This window comes from Emcibacteraceae bacterium (assembly GCA_041396985.1).
GTDB lineage: Bacteria > Pseudomonadota > Alphaproteobacteria > Sphingomonadales > Emcibacteraceae > Pseudemcibacter.
Genome location: JAWKXO010000003.1, coordinates 126,483 through 142,545, shown reverse-complemented (window position 1 = coordinate 142,545; position 16,063 = coordinate 126,483). Strand labels below are relative to the sequence as shown.

The window sequence follows — 16,063 nt, the reverse complement described above, 5'->3', positions numbered from 1 at the left end:
ATTGAAAAGGCCTTGAAAAAAAACTTTTCAAGGCCTTGAAAATAAAGAATAAAAATACCCGATTTAGGTATAATATACTGCAATTAAATTATTTAATTGTCCAAGCAAGCGGAACAACAAAAGTCAGTTGACTGTCAGCTGCATCCGCTGGTGGTTTTGGAAGTGGGCTAACGCGCTTTAAAAGCTTTGGCACTTCTCTGTCCAAGATATCTTCACCAGAAGAAGTTTTGATATTTTGAGCAACAATATTACCTTCACGGTCTACTTGAATTTCAACTTTTACATTACCTTCAATTTCTTTGCGAAGAGCTGCACGAGGATAAACCTGCTTTTTAGCAATTGCTTCGTTTACTTCATTTTGCCACCCGCTGATATCTGCAGCATTTGCTGTTGCAGCAAAACCTGTGACTGCAATAAGTGATGCCAACATTACTGATACAAATACTTTTAAAACTCTAACTTTACTCATTTAATTTAGTCTCCATAATATTAAACTTAATGTTTACAAAAATTGTTTTACCCTTCTGGATAATCCATAATTTGGTTTTTAAATTTAAAAGGTGTACAAATGCTTAAGAAATAAATTTTATATGTTAAAAAAAACACTTTTAATTAAAAAAGCTATTATCTTTCAATAAGGTACATAAAAATATTAGAATGTTATGATATATCATTAATATATTGAATTATAACATAATTCCCATAAATTATACGCTAGAAACAAACCAAAAATTTTCAAATTTCAAGCAATGAAAAAAAAACAAAAAAAATCGTTTTTTTATATAAAAAAAATGAAGCAGGCTGTCGATTGAAATGTTTTTCGTGAAAAAACAAAAAAGGCCCTGAAAAATTCAGGGCCTTAAATGTTCAGATTAATCTGTAATTGCAGTTATTCAAGTACCCATGCTAATGGTACTGTCATGGTAAGTTGGCTGTCAGCTGCACCTGCTGGTGGGGCAGGGAGAGGGCTTGCTCGATTTAATAGTTTTGGAATTTCTCTATCCAAAATATCAGATCCTGTTGAAGATTTAAGAGTGTGAGCAACAATATTGCCCTCACGGTCTACGTTAATTTCAACAGTTGCTTTACCTTCCAACTCTTTCCTGAGTGCTGCACGAGGATAAGACTGCTTTTTTGCAATTGCCTCACTTACTTCATGCTGCCAGCCGCTAATATCCTGTGCATTAGCAGAAGTCACAAAACCCGCAATCGTTATACCGGCAGCAACCATAATTGATGCCATTAATTTCACTAAACTCAATTTGCCCATTTTTTACTCCTAAAATCTGTGCTACTATTTATATCAAATTTTAATTTTAGACCTTCCGCAGTTGCTTAAAGGATACTCATATTCTGACGGAAACCCCATTTGCACTTATGGACTATAGTGAAAAATGGTAAACTGAAGCTTAAAGATAAAATTTTATCTATTATTTGACTGCCATGTTTATTGACTTTTGGGCTGGAACTGCCGATATTGTTAAGAAATATTAACCTTAATTTCATTATTGTTATTAATGTAACTTATTGATTTTAATAGTTTTTCTCAAGGAAATCAATGAAGAAGCCACTCTTACAACAGATACTTATATTTGCTTTATTTTTTTTAAATATTACCCATGCAAATGCTCAAAATGTATTAAATAAGGACGAAATTGAAAAATATTTGAATGCAATGCCTCAAATTCGTCAACTTGCTGAAACATATGAAAAGAATCTTGGCGAAGAGCAAAAGACCCTTCCCGGGCAAGATGAAATATCATCATTCAGCATGACGCCGTTGACAGATAGCCTCGAGGAAATCAGAAATCTTCCGACATATGAGGATTTCTTAAAAATTATAAAAAGTGTCGGTTTTAATAATCCGGAAGAATGGGCCAGCGTTGGCGATAGAGTGATGATGGCTTATTCAGCATTTCAGTTAAAAAATCCTCCTAATCAATCTTCACCAGATTTAAATAAGCTAAAAGACACATTAACTGACGATCTGGAAAATCTGAAAAAAAACCAATTTATAAGCATCGAACAAAAACAATATCTGATTAACAAACTACAAAAATCTATAGCATTACTAAACGATCCAAATTATATTAACAGCAGGAATATACCCGTTATAGCCCCCTATGTTGAAAGGCTAGGCTCGCTTTTAAGGAATACTAATGACACGTACTGAAATTCTTCGCATCCGGAAATATCTTAATAATAAATTTGGCAGTGATAAATTTACCCTAGAAAAAAGCCAGTCCGAAGACGATAGTATGGAAGTCCATCTGAACGGTGAATTTATTGGACTAATTTATCGCGATGAGGATGAAGGGGAAGTTTCCTACGCATTTCAAATGGCTATTCTTGAAATGGACCTGCCTAATGCCGCTGATGCGTCATTAATCTGATTTACCCATTTATCGTTTTAAGTTCCGACATGGCCTGTTTGATAATTTGAAAACTGGCAAGACTGGAAAGTCCCGCCATCATCACTGCCACAATGAAATCAGGCCATCCGGTATTGGTTGCAAATACCCCGGAAGCCGCAATAACAATAGCAATATTTCCAATTGCATCATTTCTTGAACAAAGCCAGATTGAGCGCATGTTGCTGTCTCCGCCTCTGAACTTGAACAAGAGCACCGCACTGATCACATTTGCGGCCAAAGCCACAAGACCAACTGTTCCCATTACACCTGCCAAGGGAACCACCGCGTCCTGAGCATTCATAACAGTGCGAACAAAAATCCACAGGCCTAGAATACCCATACTTGCTCCCTTCAGGAGAGCAACAGATGCCCTGATGCGAAGTGAACTTCCTAAAACAAGAAGGGTGACGCCATACGTTATTGAATCAGACAGAAAATCCATTGCGTCAGCCTGTAGCGAAACAGAATTGGCAAAAAAGGCAGTGCCAAATTCAATAAAAAACATTGTCAAATTAATAATAAATGCTATCCACAACGCATTGCGGAAAGCATCCACTTTAAGATCTTTTTCGTGTATGTCATGATCACAGCATGCCATCAATAAAACCTATTTCAATACCTGATCAATTTTTTTATATTCGCTAACAATGAATTTCATTTTAGTATATAGGCTTATTGTTAACGATGACTTTTTACTTTTCAAGGATAAATTTTAAAAATGCTTAAGTTATATCATTATTGGTTCTCTCCCGGTTCAAGAAAAATAAGAATGGCCATGCTGGAAAAGGGAATTGAATTTGAAATGATCCTTGAACTACCCTGGAAGCGGCGCCATGAATTTCTTATGTTAAATCCCGCCGGTACCGTGCCTGTTTTGATCGAAGAGGATGATGCTGTCATTTCAGGTACAACTGCAATTTCCGAATATCTGGAAGAAATTAATGATCACCCTGGTTTTCTGGGCACTGATGCAAAATGCAGGGCCGAAGTAAGACGTCTTGTGGAATGGTTTGACGTCAAATTTTTTGACGAAGTCACCAACCTGATCATCAATGAAAAAGTGATGAAAATATTTTTAAAAAGAGGCAATACGGAAGCTGCAAATATCAGGTTTGCTGCTCAAAACATAAAACCCCACCTTAAATATATTGAGTATCTTACTGATCGCAGGAACTGGCTTGGCGGCAATGATTTTTCATATGCCGATATTTCTGCCGCAACACAAATTTCATGTGTTGACTATTTTGGTGATGTGCCGTGGGATGATTACCCAAAAGCCCGCGAATGGTATGCCCGCATTAAATCAAGACCAAGCATGCAGAAAATATTGAAGGACACCATTTCTGGACTTACCCCGGCATCATATTACCGTGATCCTGACTTTTAACGTTTAAAGAAACCGAAATGAGCGAAACTTCACAACCAGAGTCTAAAAAATCAGCCATAATATCATTCGCTCTTGAAACAGGATTTGACGTTGTAAAAATAACTGATCCCTACGGACTTGAAGAAAACGCCGGGTATTTTACCAGCTTTTTAAAGCAGTCATTTCACGGCGATATGAAATGGATGGAAGAAAAGGCAGACCGCAGAAAATCGCCCCTTATATTATGGCCCGAGGTCAAATCCATCATTATGTTGGGAATGAATTACGGCCCGGGTGAAAACCCGCTTGATTTTCTGGCCAATAAAAATATCGGGAATATATCCGTCTATGCCCGTGGGCGGGATTATCATGATGTTGTCAAGAAACGCCTTAAACAAATTGCCCGACATATCCACCAGAAATATCAGGCAGAGGTAAAAGTGTTTGTCGATACGGCGCCGGTGATGGAAAAACCATTGGCTGCAAAAGCCGGACTTGGCTGGCAGGGAAAACACACCAATCTGGTGAGCCGGGATTTTGGATCCTGGCTATTTATTGGCAGCATCTTCACCACACTGAAAATAGACCCAGATAGCAACGAACCGGATCATTGTGGTTCGTGCCGGTCCTGTCTTGATATCTGTCCGACGAACGCCTTTCCGGCGCCTTACCAGTTAGACGCACGTCGCTGTATTTCCTACCTGACAATAGAATATAAAGGCCATATTGACAGAGAATTCCGTGCCGCCATGGGAAACCGGATTTATGGATGTGATGACTGCCTGTCTGTTTGCCCGTGGAATAAATATGCAATAAGAACCAATGAATTTTCCCTCCTGCCAAGAGGAGAACTTAAATATCCGAAACTCATTGAACTTGCACAGCTCGATGAACCCTCATTTCGTGAAATTTTTTCAGGTTCCCCTATTAAAAGAATTGGCAGAGATTTTTTTATCAGAAATGTGCTTATTGCTATGGGGAATAGTGGCAACAGTTCATTTTTACCTCTGCTCGAAGAAAAATTAACCGAAAAAAGCCCGCATATACGTGCCATGGCAATATGGGCCATAAAAATGCTTTCGGGAGAAACAGAGTTCGCTCACATTAAAAATAAATATGCTAAATCGGAATATGACCCAGATGTTTTAAAAGAATGGGGATAACTATTGACCAATGAGACGGATATTATCTTCAGCCAGCTTTTGCCAATAACTATCAGGATATTTGGCAATCAGTTTTTTCCACTCTACTAACGCTTTCTCATCATGGTGTTGCATACGGTAATTTACACCGCTTTCAAATAATACATCCGGATTATTGGGGTCTATACTCAGCGCCATGTTTAAATCAAGCCGTGCTTTCAGATGCTCGCTTAACTTACGGAAAGCTTCAGCCCTTAATAAAAAAGCATCGACCTTCTCCGGATTTATTTCAAGGGCCCGCTGATAATCCTCAATCGCCCCTTTATAATTTTCCGATGATGCCAGAACCAGTCCTCTCTCAATTAAAATTTCGTAAGACAGGGGAGAATTCTCTTCCAGACCATTAATAGAGGCCGTCAGATCATTATATGCTTTGTCAAATTCCTTTGCTGAATGCCACGCTAAACCGGCCAGATAATTAAGCTGAATGGTCAGGTTTTTTTTATTCTTACTGGCAAAATCATTGACGCTTTCATTACGCTGCAATTTTCCGACTATATTCTCAAATAACTGCGCCGCTTCGGAAAACCTTTCCTGCTCATAAAGGGCCATCCCTTCACAATGTTGAGCCGCCACACCGCCCCCTTCGATAAACCATTTACGCGCTTCGCTCAGGGCATTTTTACTGTCATGCTCCACACTCGCCAGACATTCCTGATATTTTTTTGCTTGTGCCGCTTCTGAAGTATCCTGTGCATTGGCTGCAGCAACCTGAACCACCAGTAAAGCTAAAATTATTTTAATCATAGAACCCATATTGACTTAACCTGCTTTCGTGCTGGTAATTTACCCGTACCTGTATAATTATAATCACTTTAAAGAGCAAATCGTAAAAAATGACACTGAAAATGAACTTATTCTGCTTTGGACTTGGCTATACGGCAAATCACCTGATCCGTAGTTTATCACCAGCAAAATGGCAATATTCAGGCAGCCAAAGATCCGGTGAAAATAAGTTCATTACGAATGAACCACTTCAAAATGCAGACAAGATACTGGAACATGTAACGCATCTTCTGATTTCTATTCCACCTGACAAGAATGTTTCTGACCCCGTTTTGTTTCATCACAAAAGAAATATAGAAACCATGCCAAATTTGAAATGGATCGGATATTTATCCGCTACCAGCGTCTATGGTGATTATCATGGCGAATGGGTCGATGAACAAACCCCACTCCACCCCACCGGGCCGCGCGGGAAAAGCCGACTTGAAGCCGAAAAAATGTGGCTTTCACTTGACCTTCCTGTCCATATTTTCAGACTTGCCGGCATATATGGTCGCGACCGTAACCAGATTGAAGCTGTCAGAAACGGCACTGCCAGAAAAATAATTAAACCCGGCCATGTTTTTTCACGGGTTCATGTGGATGATATATGTTCCGCCCTTATTAAGTCCATGGACCAACCCGCACTAAAGGAAATTTATAATATTGCTGATGATTGCCCTGCCGCAACGGCGGATATACTTGATTTCATATGCCAGGAATTACACTTGCCCGCGATAGAAGGTGAATTATTTGAAAATTCCGATATCAGCCCCGCATTAAGAAGTTTTTATAGAGATAATAAACGCATTAAAAATGAATATGTAAAAAACGCCCTGGATTGGCGGCCAAAATTCCCAAGTTTCAGGGAAGGCTACCGTGATATATTAGCAAAACTCAGTTAATGCCTGTTTCAATCGGTTTAAATCAGCGGGCGTAGAAAGTCTGTGGTCCCCTGACTTACTGAAATTGATAGTGACATCATCACTTTTTAGTTTTTCGGCAATTCGCATCGAATAGTCATAGGGTACGTCATTATCCTTAAAACCATGAAATAAGCGTACCGGACAGTCAAGTTCAATTGGCTTATCCAACAGAAGATGCTTATCCCCTTCCTGAATAAGGGCATATGATACTTTATAGGGCTCGTCACTATATTCGGAAGGCTCAAGATAAATACCGTCTCTATTTAAGGTTTCTTTTATAGTGTCAGAATAACAATCCCACATCAGTTCTCTTGTAAAATCCGGGGCTGATGCAATACCAATGAAAGCTTTTATACGTTCCTTTCGTGCAAGTGAAACCAACAGTCCAATCCATCCCCCCATGCTTGAGCCAACGATAATTAAGGAACCTTTCGTAACCTGATCAATGACTGATAATGCATCATCCCGCCATTTGCCAATGGTTCCGTCTTCAAATTTTTCAGACGAGCTACCATGACCGGAATAATCAAATCTGACGTAACTTAACCCAAGTTCTTTACAGCTTTCTTCCAGAAATAAGGCTTTTGTGCCTTCCATATCAGACATATAACCACCACAGAACACAACCGTTGGGCTTCCCCCATTCCGTTTGCGGTAGGCTATTTTTCTTTTCTCAGGTCCAATCAAAAAAGTTGGATTTCCACTCATTTTATCATCCGATGCCGTTTATTTTTTGTCTGATAACATAATAATGCCGATTAAGGCCAAGAAATACGTAATTTTAAGGTTTGTTCACTTGACTTGAAACTTAAAGGATATAAATTCCAACCATAATAACCAGATAACTAAAGATTAATAACGAGATCCTGATGAGTAGCAAAAATAAAGTCGCCCTAACCCTGCCTGATGGCAGCGTCCGTGAATATAATGGACCGGTGACTGGTATGACGCTTGCCAACGATATTGGCCCAGGCCTTGCCAAGGCGGCGTTAGTGATTGTCGTTAATGGCGAGCAATGGGATCTGTCCCGTGAAATTGAAAAAGATTCAGATGTATCAATCATTACAAATCGTGATGATGAAGCGTTGGAAATTTTGCGTCATGATGCCGCCCATATCCTTGCGGAGGCCGTCAAGGAAATATGGCCGGATACTCAGGTCACAATCGGCCCGGCTATCGAAAATGGTTTTTATTACGACTTTGCGCGGGATAAGCCCTTTACCCCGGAAGATCTGGAACGCATTGAACAGCGCATGAAAGAAATTGTCGAGCGTGACGAGGAAATTATCCGTACGGAAATGCCGCGTGATGAAGCCGTTAAATTTTTCCGTGATATGGGCGAAGACTATAAAGCGGAAATTATTGCCAGCATTCCGTCTGATGAACCGATTACTCTCTATAGACAAGGCGATTTTATCGATCTTTGCCGTGGCCCGCATCTGCCCTCAACAAAATATCTTGGTAATGACACTTTCAAACTGATGAATGTGGCAGGCGCCTATTGGCGTGGCGACAGCAACAATGAAATGCTTCAACGTATTTACGGCACCGCCTGGCGTAATAAAAAGGAATTAAATGCATATCTTACCCGAATTGAAGAAGCAGAAAAACGTGACCACAGAAAACTGGGCCGCGAACTGGGCCTGTTTCATTTTCAGGAAGAAGCCGCAGGCATGCCATTCTGGCATCCAAATGGCTGGACCATTTATACCCAGATAGAAGCCTATATGCGCCGCAAACAGATTGAGTATGGGTACCGTGAAATCAATACCCCGAAGCTAGTTGACCGAAAGCTTTGGGAACAAAGCGGACATTGGGAAAAATTCCGCGAGCATATGTACACAACTGAATCAGAAGAACGCATCTTTGCCCTGAAACCCATGAATTGTCCCTGCCATGTACAGGTTTTCAATCAGGGCATTGTCAGCTATCGTGACCTGCCATTGCGTTTGGCAGAATTTGGTAGTTGTCACCGCTATGAACCATCCGGTGCATTGCATGGACTGATGCGGGTTCGCTCCTTCGTACAGGATGATGCCCATATTTTTTGTGAAAAAGAAAAAATCACAGAAGAAACTGAAATTTTCTGCAAAATGCTTCTCGAAGTGTATAAAGATTTCGGCTTTGAAGAAGTTAAAGTCAAATTCTCGGATCGGCCAGCAATGCGGGCTGGCACTGATGCCGTCTGGGACGAAGCAGAAAAGTGCCTGATAGACGCCGTTGAGCAAGTGGGACTTGACTATACTCATAACCCCGGCGAAGGTGCTTTTTACGGCCCAAAACTTGAATTTGTGCTGACCGATGCCATTGGCCGTGACTGGCAATGTGGAACTTTGCAGGTAGACTTTGTTTTGCCAGAAAGACTCGATGCAAATTATATTGGCGCCGATAATGCCAAACATCGTCCCGTTATGCTTCACCGGGCCATACTTGGTTCGTTTGAGCGGTTTATCGGAATACTAATAGAAAACCATGCCGGTCGTTTTCCAATGTGGCTTGCCCCGACACAGGTGGTCGTGGCAGGGATTACCACCGAACAGGACGACTATGTGCAGGCTGTTTACAAAAAATTGAAAGCCGCTGGCCTGAGAGCGGAAATTGATTTGCGTAATGAGAAAATAAATTATAAAATCCGCGAACATTCCCACGCCAAAATACCGGCAATATTCGTTGCAGGTGGCCGGGAGGCAGAAAATAACACAATTACTGTAAGAAGACTTGGCTCAAATAATCAGGAAACCCTTGATTTAAGTGACGCAATTAATAAACTTGTCACCGAGTCTATTGCCCCGGATAAACAATAAATTAAGTTTATTGGGTTATACATAAACTGTACGCTAACAACATAATGGAGAAATTAAATAACTAAGCGACCAATGCAAGGCCCGTCGTCTAAGAAAGGACCCAGGGTCAATGATGATATCATCGAGGATGAAGTAAGACTTATTGACGAAAATGGTGAAAACCATGGTGCTGTCGCAACTGATAAAGCCATGAAAATGGCAAAAGCAGCTGGTCTTGACCTCGTTGAAATATCACCAAATGCTAATCCCCCTGTTTGTAAAATTCTCGATTATGGAAAATATAAATACGAAGCGCAGAAAAAAGCCAGCATTGCCAAGAAGAAGCAAAAAACGGTTGATGTTAAGGAAATTAAGCTGCGTCCGGGTATTGAGAAACATGATTATGACGTGAAAATGCGCTCAATCGACAAATTTCTGAATGCCGGTGACAAGGTTAAGGTGACGCTCAGATACCGTGGGCGCGAAATGGCCCATCAGGAACTCGGTATGGAGGTTTTAAACCGCGTGAAAGACCAATTTGCCGCCGTTACAAAAATTGAACAGATGCCGAAAATGGAAGGGCGGCAGATGATCATGATTATCGCGCCAAAATAACCATAAAATTAAGATACTATATACATTAGAGCAGCTCGAAATCGGGCTGCTTTTTTTATCATTTCGAGTCGCAGAAAATTGACCATTTCCAACTCATTGAAGTCACATCATTTTTGTTTTTATGTTTGATTTATGATAGCATATAGACGAACGTGCGCCCATTGGTGGCACGACATTCCGCACTGTAAAGGGTCAGCTGAACTTAATAGTGTGGATGCGAAAGGAGCCCGCCGTAAGTGGAGACACTCGGCGGGTTTTTTCAAACCAGTCGCGACCCGTTTGGAACCGGTCTTTCAGGCTGGGCTATAACCACTGCCCCATTTTCATCATAAAAGCCCGTCAGAAGAAATTCTGACTGAATAGGTCCGATCTGTTTTACCGGAAAATTCACAACCGCCACAATCTGTTTTCCAATAAGCTCTTCAGGTTTATAATGCACAGTGATCTGCGCGCTAGATTTTTTAATTCCAATCTCACCCCCGAAGTCCACCCAGACTTTATAAGCCGGTCTTCTTGCTTCCGGAAATTCCTCAGCATTAACCACCGTCCCTATTCTGAGCTCAACTTTCTGAAAATCTTCCCAGCTTATTTTATCTGACATTACTCTATCCTTTTAACTTTATAACCCTGTTGCCTTAGCATTTTAATAACCCCGTCATCGCCAATAAAATGGGCTACTCCGGCAACAACCAGTGTGTTTTGTTCCTTCATCAGTAGCCCGGCTATTACAGGAAGCCACCTTTTATTGCGTTCAACAACGAGCTGCTGGTATATTTCTTTCTGTTCCTGCATTGGCTTGATCAAGGATTCCTCCATCCCCTTCTCATCCCCATTTGCCCATGTATCCACCATTTCCATGGTAATTTTTTGAATATCCTTTATTTGGTCAAGTGTATCCACCAGCATTTCTGCCTGTATGGATAACGGATGATCATAAAGGGTGGCCATTTGATCTTGCAAAGTTTCAAGCTCAGAAATCGTTTTGTTTTCCTGCATGGCCAACCCCTCAATAAATTTATCGACACCGGAGTCCGGGTCCCATCCCTGCTTTTTAATGACATTTATTGAAAGAGCAATAGATGCGAACCAGGGTTTGAACCTAGTAAGATTAACAGCTGGTATTCCGACAGCCACGGCCTGTTCACTCAAATACTGGTATTCTTCAGGCTCCAGATAGTTTCTTAGCTCATCCCCTGCAGGAAGCAGACCATTTTCAATTGTTATCTGTTGCGCTTGGGCTTCTTTGTCAGGTGTCATGTGAACCTCAAAGACTACCTCACGCGCATCGCCGAATATCTCTTTGACTTTTCCGCCATACCATTTCACATTTTTGGGAAGCAGGTGAATTGAGCCTAAAAAATAAACTTTTGATTTATCCCGTTCAATCATCCAAATGGCCGGATGGGCATTGAGCTCTTCCTGCGCCGTGGAAATTTGCGGCATTACGATCAGTAACGCAGCCAACACAGGCATGAGCCTGTACGTAAATAACTGGTATATGGATTTCATCATCAATGATTCTTTTCTGTTTTCTTATCGTTGGCATTTATTGATAGGGTTAATATAAAATATGTCAACTTTATGTAAAAAATAGATTAACCCGCAGGAACAGGCATTAGTTATTAAATCCTCTTGCAATCCCAATAAAAGCGGGCTATACACCGACCTTCGTTGAATGGTACGGCTTGGTAGGGCATGCCTATCCATTCGAAAAGCTTGTCAGCCAAGGCTGACTTATTTAACAGAAGGAAAGCTAAATGCCCAAATTGAAAACAAAAAGTGGCGCCAAAAAACGCTTCAAACTCACCGCCTCTGGCAAGGTGCGTTCATCACAGACCGGGAAACAGCACGGCATGATCAAACGCACAAACAAACAAATTCGCAATCAACGCGGCACAACAATTCTGAGTGATCAGGATGCCCGGATTGTTAAGAAATATATGCCTTACGGTTAATGGAGCAATAAAATGGCACATGTAAAACGGGGCGTAACTGCAAAAGCCCGTCACAAAAAAGTTCTTAATGCCGCAAAAGGTTACCGCGGTCGTCGTAAATCCACTATTCGCGTAGCGATGCAGGCTGTTGAAAAAGCAGGCCAGTATGCTTACCGTGACCGTAAAGTCCGTAAGCGTCAATTCCGCGCTTTGTGGATTCAGCGTATTAACGCAGGTGCGCGTCTAGAAGGACTTACCTATTCACGATTTATGAACGGCCTTAAAGTTGCAGGCATCGAACTTGACCGCAAAGTTCTGGCTGATTTAGCCGTTCGTGAACCTGAAGCTTTTAAAGCCATTGCAGAACAAGCAAAAGCCGCAATCGCCTAAAAAGCCCTTCAAAGAGTTCAAAATTCAAGTTTGAGGAGCCTGCCGCTTGGCAGTAGGCTCCTTTTTCTTTATGTTCGGTTTTATAATTAATTGATTTAAAAATTTTGGGTAAAAAATAATGCAAGACCTCCAAACACTGGAAAGTGAAATTACCGCAAATTTACTGGCGGCAGACAATCTGGACAAGGTTGAAAATATCCGTATTGCCGAGCTTGGCAAGAAAGGACGTGTCAGTCTGCTGATGCGTGAACTTGGCAAAATGAACCCGGAAGAAAAAAAGGAATTTGGGCCCAAATTAAATCAACTGAAAAATAATTTAAATGATGCAATATCTGCCCGCAAAAACACTCTGGAGGAAGAGGTCCTTAACCGGAAACTTCAGTCTGAAAGTGTAGATATCAGCCTTTCCGCCGTTTCAATGGATAGTGGAAGCATCCACCCAATCAGCCAGGTCATGGACGAAGTCACCGAAATTTTTACGGAAATGGGGTTCAGTGTTGCAGAAGGACCGGAAATAGAAGAGGATTTCTATAACTTCACTGCCCTTAATATCCCGGAAGAACATCCGGCACGGCAGATGCATGATACCTTTTATTTTCCAGCAGACGAGGATGGCAACCGCAAGGTTCTCAGAACCCATACATCCCCTGTACAAATTCGTACCATGCTATCCGGCGAGCCACCTTACCGGATCATTGCCCCAGGACGGACATACAGAAACGACAGTGACGCTACCCATACCCCGATGTTTCACCAGGTGGAAGCACTGGTCATTGATAAAAATATTCATATGGGACACCTTAAATGGTGTATTGAGGAATTTGCGCGGAAATTCTTTGAAATTGATAATGTGAAAATTCGTTTTCGCCCAAGTTATTTTCCATTCACGGAACCCTCGGCAGAAGTTGATATCGGCTGCGCCTTCAAAGACGGTGAGGTGCTGATCGGAGAGGGTGATGACTGGCTTGAAATTATGGGATGCGGTATGGTCAATGAGCGAGTCCTGGAAAATGTAAATCTTGATCCAAAAGAATATCAGGGCTTTGCATTTGGCCTCGGCCTTGACCGCATTGCCATGCTTAAATGGGGCATTCCAGACTTACGTGATTTCTTTGCCGCTGATTTACGCTGGCTCAAGCATTACGGTTTTCAGGCACTTGATATCCCGTCACTCAGTACAAGAACATCAAACGTGAAGGGGGGTAAATAACATGAAATTTACATTATCCTGGCTTAAAACATATCTTGATACTGATGCCAACCTTGATACCATTTCAAAAACCCTGACCTCTATTGGACTTGAGGTTGAAGGGATCAGTGACCCGACAGTTGACTTAAAACCTTTTGTCGTTGCCCGCATTGAAAAGGCGGAACAACATCCCAATGCCGATAAATTAAGGGTCTGCACCGTTAATAACGGAAGTGAAACAGTACAGGTTGTTTGCGGCGCCCCTAATGCGCGAACCGGACTGATCGGTGCATTTGCCCCTAGTGGCAGCGTTATCCCCAGTAATGGGCTTAAATTAAAAGCATCTGTCATTCGTGGTGTGGAAAGCAATGGCATGATGTGTTCCGAGCGCGAACTTGGCCTTGGTGAAGATCATGATGGAATTATTGACCTTCCCGCTGACGCCCCGGTCGGTAAAAGTTTCGCTGAATATGCCGGATTGAATGATCCGGTCATTGAAATTGCCATCACACCAAATCATCAGGATGCACTTGGCGTATATGGAATTGCCCGCGATCTGGCAGCTGCTGGTCTTGGCACTTTAAAAAAGCCAGATATTTCAAAAGTACCGGGTAATTTTGAAAGCCCTATTAAAGTTAATATTGAAAGCCCTGATGCCTGCCCTGTTTTTGCCGGACGCTATATTCGCGGGGTTAAAAACGGTCCCAGCCCTGACTGGATGCAACGCCGCCTTAAATCCCTGGGAATGAAGCCAATATCCGCTCTTGTTGATATAACCAACTTCATGACCCATGATTATGGAAGGCCTCTGCATGTTTTCGACGCGGACAATATTGCTGGAAATCTGACAGTACGGCTGTCCAAATCAGGTGAAAAACTGTTGGCCCTCGACGGTAAGGAATATCAGTTTGATGACCAGGTCTGTGTTATCTCAGACGATAATGCCATAAATTCAATCGGTGGTGTTATGGGTGGTAACGACAGCGGAACATACGAGACAACAACCAACGTATTTTTGGAATGCGCCTGGTTTGACCCTATCCGCACGGCGATGACCGGCCGCAAGCTTGGTATAGACAGTGATGCCAGATACCGTTTTGAGCGGGGTGTCGACCCGGCGACTGTGCTGGATGGCGTGGAGATGGCCACCCGGCTGATTATGGAAATGTGCGGCGGGGAGCCCAGCGATGTTTATCTTGCCGGCGAGGTGCCCGATATCAGCAAAACCATTACTATGCGTCCAGAACGAGTACGTGAACTTGGTGGTGTGGATATCAGTAAAGAACAGATCGCTGAAATTCTGGTACGACTTGGTTTTGGTGTTGTCGATAATGGTGCAACGCTTGACGTCACGACACCATCCTGGCGCTGTGATATTGACCGGGAACCCGATCTGGTGGAAGAAGTGCTGCGCATCCACGGTTATGATAAAATTAACGTTGAACCACTGCCCCCATCAAGCAGGGAAATTGTTATCGGCCTAAATCCGGTGCAGAAACGTATCCGACTGGCCAAGCGCAGTGCCGCGTCAATTGGCCTTCGGGAGGCCGTTACCTGGTCATTTATGCCAGGTGCTTATGCTGCCTTATTTAATGGGCAGTCTGAGCCACTTATTCTGGATAATCCTGTCAGCACTGAGCTTAATGCCATGCGCCCTAATCTGCTTCCTAACCTGATTATGGCCGCCGGACGAAACCATGATCGTGGTCTTAAAAATGTCGCCCTTTTTGAGGCCGGCAATCAGTTTGCTTCAGATACACCAGACGGGCAGAATTTTGTCGTTGCTGGCGTTCGTCGTGGACAGAAACACGACCGCCACTGGCAAAAGCGACCTGAAGATGTAAATGTGTATGATGCAAAAGCAGACGCCGTTGCCATCCTGACGTCATTAGGGGTCAATGCCGAAAATGCCCAGATTGTGGCAGAGGCACCATCCTGGTATCATCCTGGAGGAAGCGGAGTTATTCGCTTGGGTCCAAAAAATATCATGGCTTATTTTGGTGAAATCCACCCATCTATCCTTAAGCAAATGGATGTGAAAGGACCATTGGCCGGGTTTGAAATTATGATCGGTAATATTCCGCTGCCTCGCTCGCAATCCGGAAATAGCAGAGGCCCTCTAAGAGTTTCTGATTTTCAGGCAGTTGAGCGTGATTTTGCATTTGTTGTTGATAAGAATTTACCTGCAGAAAGTCTTATAAAAGTTGTCAGCAGTGTAAATAAAAAACTGATCGATCATGTCAGCATTTTTGATGTCTATCAGGGTGCCGGTATTGATGAAGATAAAAAGTCAATTGCCATAAATGTCAAACTGCAACCGTTTAATAAAACGATGACTGATGAGGAAATTGATACATTCTCGAAACAGGTCATTGATACTGTGTCCTCTAAAATCGGCGGAACTCTAAGGTAATTGTTATCGGGATAGAAATTTATTAACCATATTTAAAGATCATCTGCTTATAGTTTATCCAGGATA

18 protein-coding genes are annotated in these 16,063 nt (G+C 42.2%); 11 read left to right on the top strand and 7 right to left on the bottom strand.

The annotated features are described in order from the left end of the window. Window positions 1-88 precede the first annotated feature (88 nt). A complete protein-coding gene (locus tag R3D86_08795) occupies window positions 89-469 on the bottom strand; it encodes a TonB family protein (protein ID MEZ5758304.1) in 381 nt (126 codons plus the stop codon). A gap of 420 nt (window positions 470-889) precedes the next feature. Next, entirely contained in the window at window positions 890-1,270 is a 381-nt protein-coding gene (locus R3D86_08790; protein ID MEZ5758303.1) for a TonB family protein, read from the bottom strand. Window positions 1,271-1,558: 288 nt separating this feature from the next. Between R3D86_08790 and R3D86_08785 the strand changes: the two genes are divergently transcribed. Then, window positions 1,559-2,173, top strand: a complete 615-nt coding sequence (locus R3D86_08785; GenBank protein ID MEZ5758302.1) for a hypothetical protein — start codon at window positions 1,559-1,561, stop codon at window positions 2,171-2,173. Next, window positions 2,160-2,393 carry a DUF3126 family protein gene (locus tag R3D86_08780; protein MEZ5758301.1) on the top strand — a complete coding sequence of 78 codons (234 nt, stop codon included), beginning with the start codon at window positions 2,160-2,162 and terminating at the stop codon, window positions 2,391-2,393. Before R3D86_08785 ends, R3D86_08780 begins: the two co-directional genes overlap by 14 nt. A 1-nt stretch (window position 2,394) precedes the next feature. On the opposite strand, the gene R3D86_08775 is transcribed toward R3D86_08780, so the two are convergent. Beyond that, window positions 2,395-3,012, bottom strand: coding sequence for a cation transporter (locus tag R3D86_08775; protein ID MEZ5758300.1), 618 nt, complete (start codon window positions 3,010-3,012; stop codon window positions 2,395-2,397). Window positions 3,013-3,132: 120 nt separating this feature from the next. On the opposite strand from R3D86_08775, the gene R3D86_08770 reads away from it, so the two are divergent. Continuing rightward, on the top strand, window positions 3,133-3,801 hold the full coding sequence (locus tag R3D86_08770) for a glutathione S-transferase family protein (protein MEZ5758299.1): 669 nt from the start codon (window positions 3,133-3,135) through the stop codon (window positions 3,799-3,801). A gap of 17 nt (window positions 3,802-3,818) precedes the next feature. Further along, a complete protein-coding gene (gene queG, locus R3D86_08765) occupies window positions 3,819-4,943 on the top strand; it encodes a tRNA epoxyqueuosine(34) reductase QueG (GenBank protein ID MEZ5758298.1) in 1,125 nt (374 codons plus the stop codon). Here the strand turns inward: queG and R3D86_08760 are convergent, their stop codons facing one another. Continuing rightward, the gene (locus R3D86_08760) at window positions 4,944-5,729 is read right to left on the bottom strand and encodes a tetratricopeptide repeat protein (GenBank protein ID MEZ5758297.1); all 786 of its coding nucleotides are present in this window, start codon (window positions 5,727-5,729) and stop codon (window positions 4,944-4,946) included. Between the two features lie 101 nt (window positions 5,730-5,830). On the opposite strand from R3D86_08760, the gene R3D86_08755 reads away from it, so the two are divergent. Further along, a complete protein-coding gene (locus tag R3D86_08755) occupies window positions 5,831-6,652 on the top strand; it encodes an SDR family oxidoreductase (protein MEZ5758296.1) in 822 nt (273 codons plus the stop codon). Here R3D86_08755 and R3D86_08750 read toward each other — a convergent pair. Next, window positions 6,635-7,381, bottom strand: coding sequence for an alpha/beta hydrolase (locus tag R3D86_08750; protein MEZ5758295.1), 747 nt, complete (start codon window positions 7,379-7,381; stop codon window positions 6,635-6,637). The two genes, R3D86_08755 and R3D86_08750, sit on opposite strands and share 18 nt — an antisense overlap. Window positions 7,382-7,542: 161 nt before the next feature. Between R3D86_08750 and thrS the strand changes: the two genes are divergently transcribed. Together thrS and infC are read left to right on the top strand one after the other, a co-directional pair. After that, the gene (gene thrS / locus R3D86_08745) at window positions 7,543-9,477 is read left to right on the top strand and encodes a threonine--tRNA ligase (protein MEZ5758294.1); all 1,935 of its coding nucleotides are present in this window, start codon (window positions 7,543-7,545) and stop codon (window positions 9,475-9,477) included. 72 nt (window positions 9,478-9,549) lie between these two features. Then, complete coding sequence (gene infC / locus R3D86_08740) at window positions 9,550-10,071, top strand: translation initiation factor IF-3 (protein ID MEZ5758293.1); 522 nt, start codon at window positions 9,550-9,552, stop codon at window positions 10,069-10,071. Between the two features lie 259 nt (window positions 10,072-10,330). Here the strand turns inward: infC and R3D86_08735 are convergent, their stop codons facing one another. Both R3D86_08735 and R3D86_08730 read right to left on the bottom strand, forming a co-directional pair. Continuing rightward, window positions 10,331-10,672 (bottom strand): tRNA-binding protein, encoded by a 342-nt coding sequence (locus R3D86_08735; GenBank protein MEZ5758292.1) that lies wholly within the window; start codon window positions 10,670-10,672, stop codon window positions 10,331-10,333. Next, on the bottom strand, window positions 10,672-11,583 hold the full coding sequence (locus R3D86_08730; GenBank protein ID MEZ5758291.1) for a TraB/GumN family protein: 912 nt from the start codon (window positions 11,581-11,583) through the stop codon (window positions 10,672-10,674). Before R3D86_08730 ends, R3D86_08735 begins: the two co-directional genes overlap by 1 nt. 245 nt (window positions 11,584-11,828) lie before the next feature. Between R3D86_08730 and rpmI the strand changes: the two genes are divergently transcribed. The 4 genes from rpmI (at window position 11,829) to pheT (ending at window position 15,997) form a co-directional block, all read left to right on the top strand. Then, complete coding sequence (gene rpmI, locus R3D86_08725) at window positions 11,829-12,026, top strand: 50S ribosomal protein L35 (GenBank protein MEZ5758290.1); 198 nt, start codon at window positions 11,829-11,831, stop codon at window positions 12,024-12,026. A gap of 12 nt (window positions 12,027-12,038) precedes the next feature. After that, complete coding sequence (gene rplT, locus R3D86_08720) at window positions 12,039-12,395, top strand: 50S ribosomal protein L20 (GenBank protein ID MEZ5758289.1); 357 nt, start codon at window positions 12,039-12,041, stop codon at window positions 12,393-12,395. A gap of 118 nt (window positions 12,396-12,513) precedes the next feature. Then, window positions 12,514-13,605: a phenylalanine--tRNA ligase subunit alpha gene (gene pheS / locus R3D86_08715; GenBank protein MEZ5758288.1), complete on the top strand. Its 1,092-nt coding sequence runs from the start codon at window positions 12,514-12,516 to the stop codon at window positions 13,603-13,605. 1 nt (window position 13,606) lies between these two features. Then, window positions 13,607-15,997, top strand: coding sequence for a phenylalanine--tRNA ligase subunit beta (gene pheT / locus R3D86_08710; GenBank protein ID MEZ5758287.1), 2,391 nt, complete (start codon window positions 13,607-13,609; stop codon window positions 15,995-15,997). Window positions 15,998-16,063 lie beyond the last annotated feature (66 nt).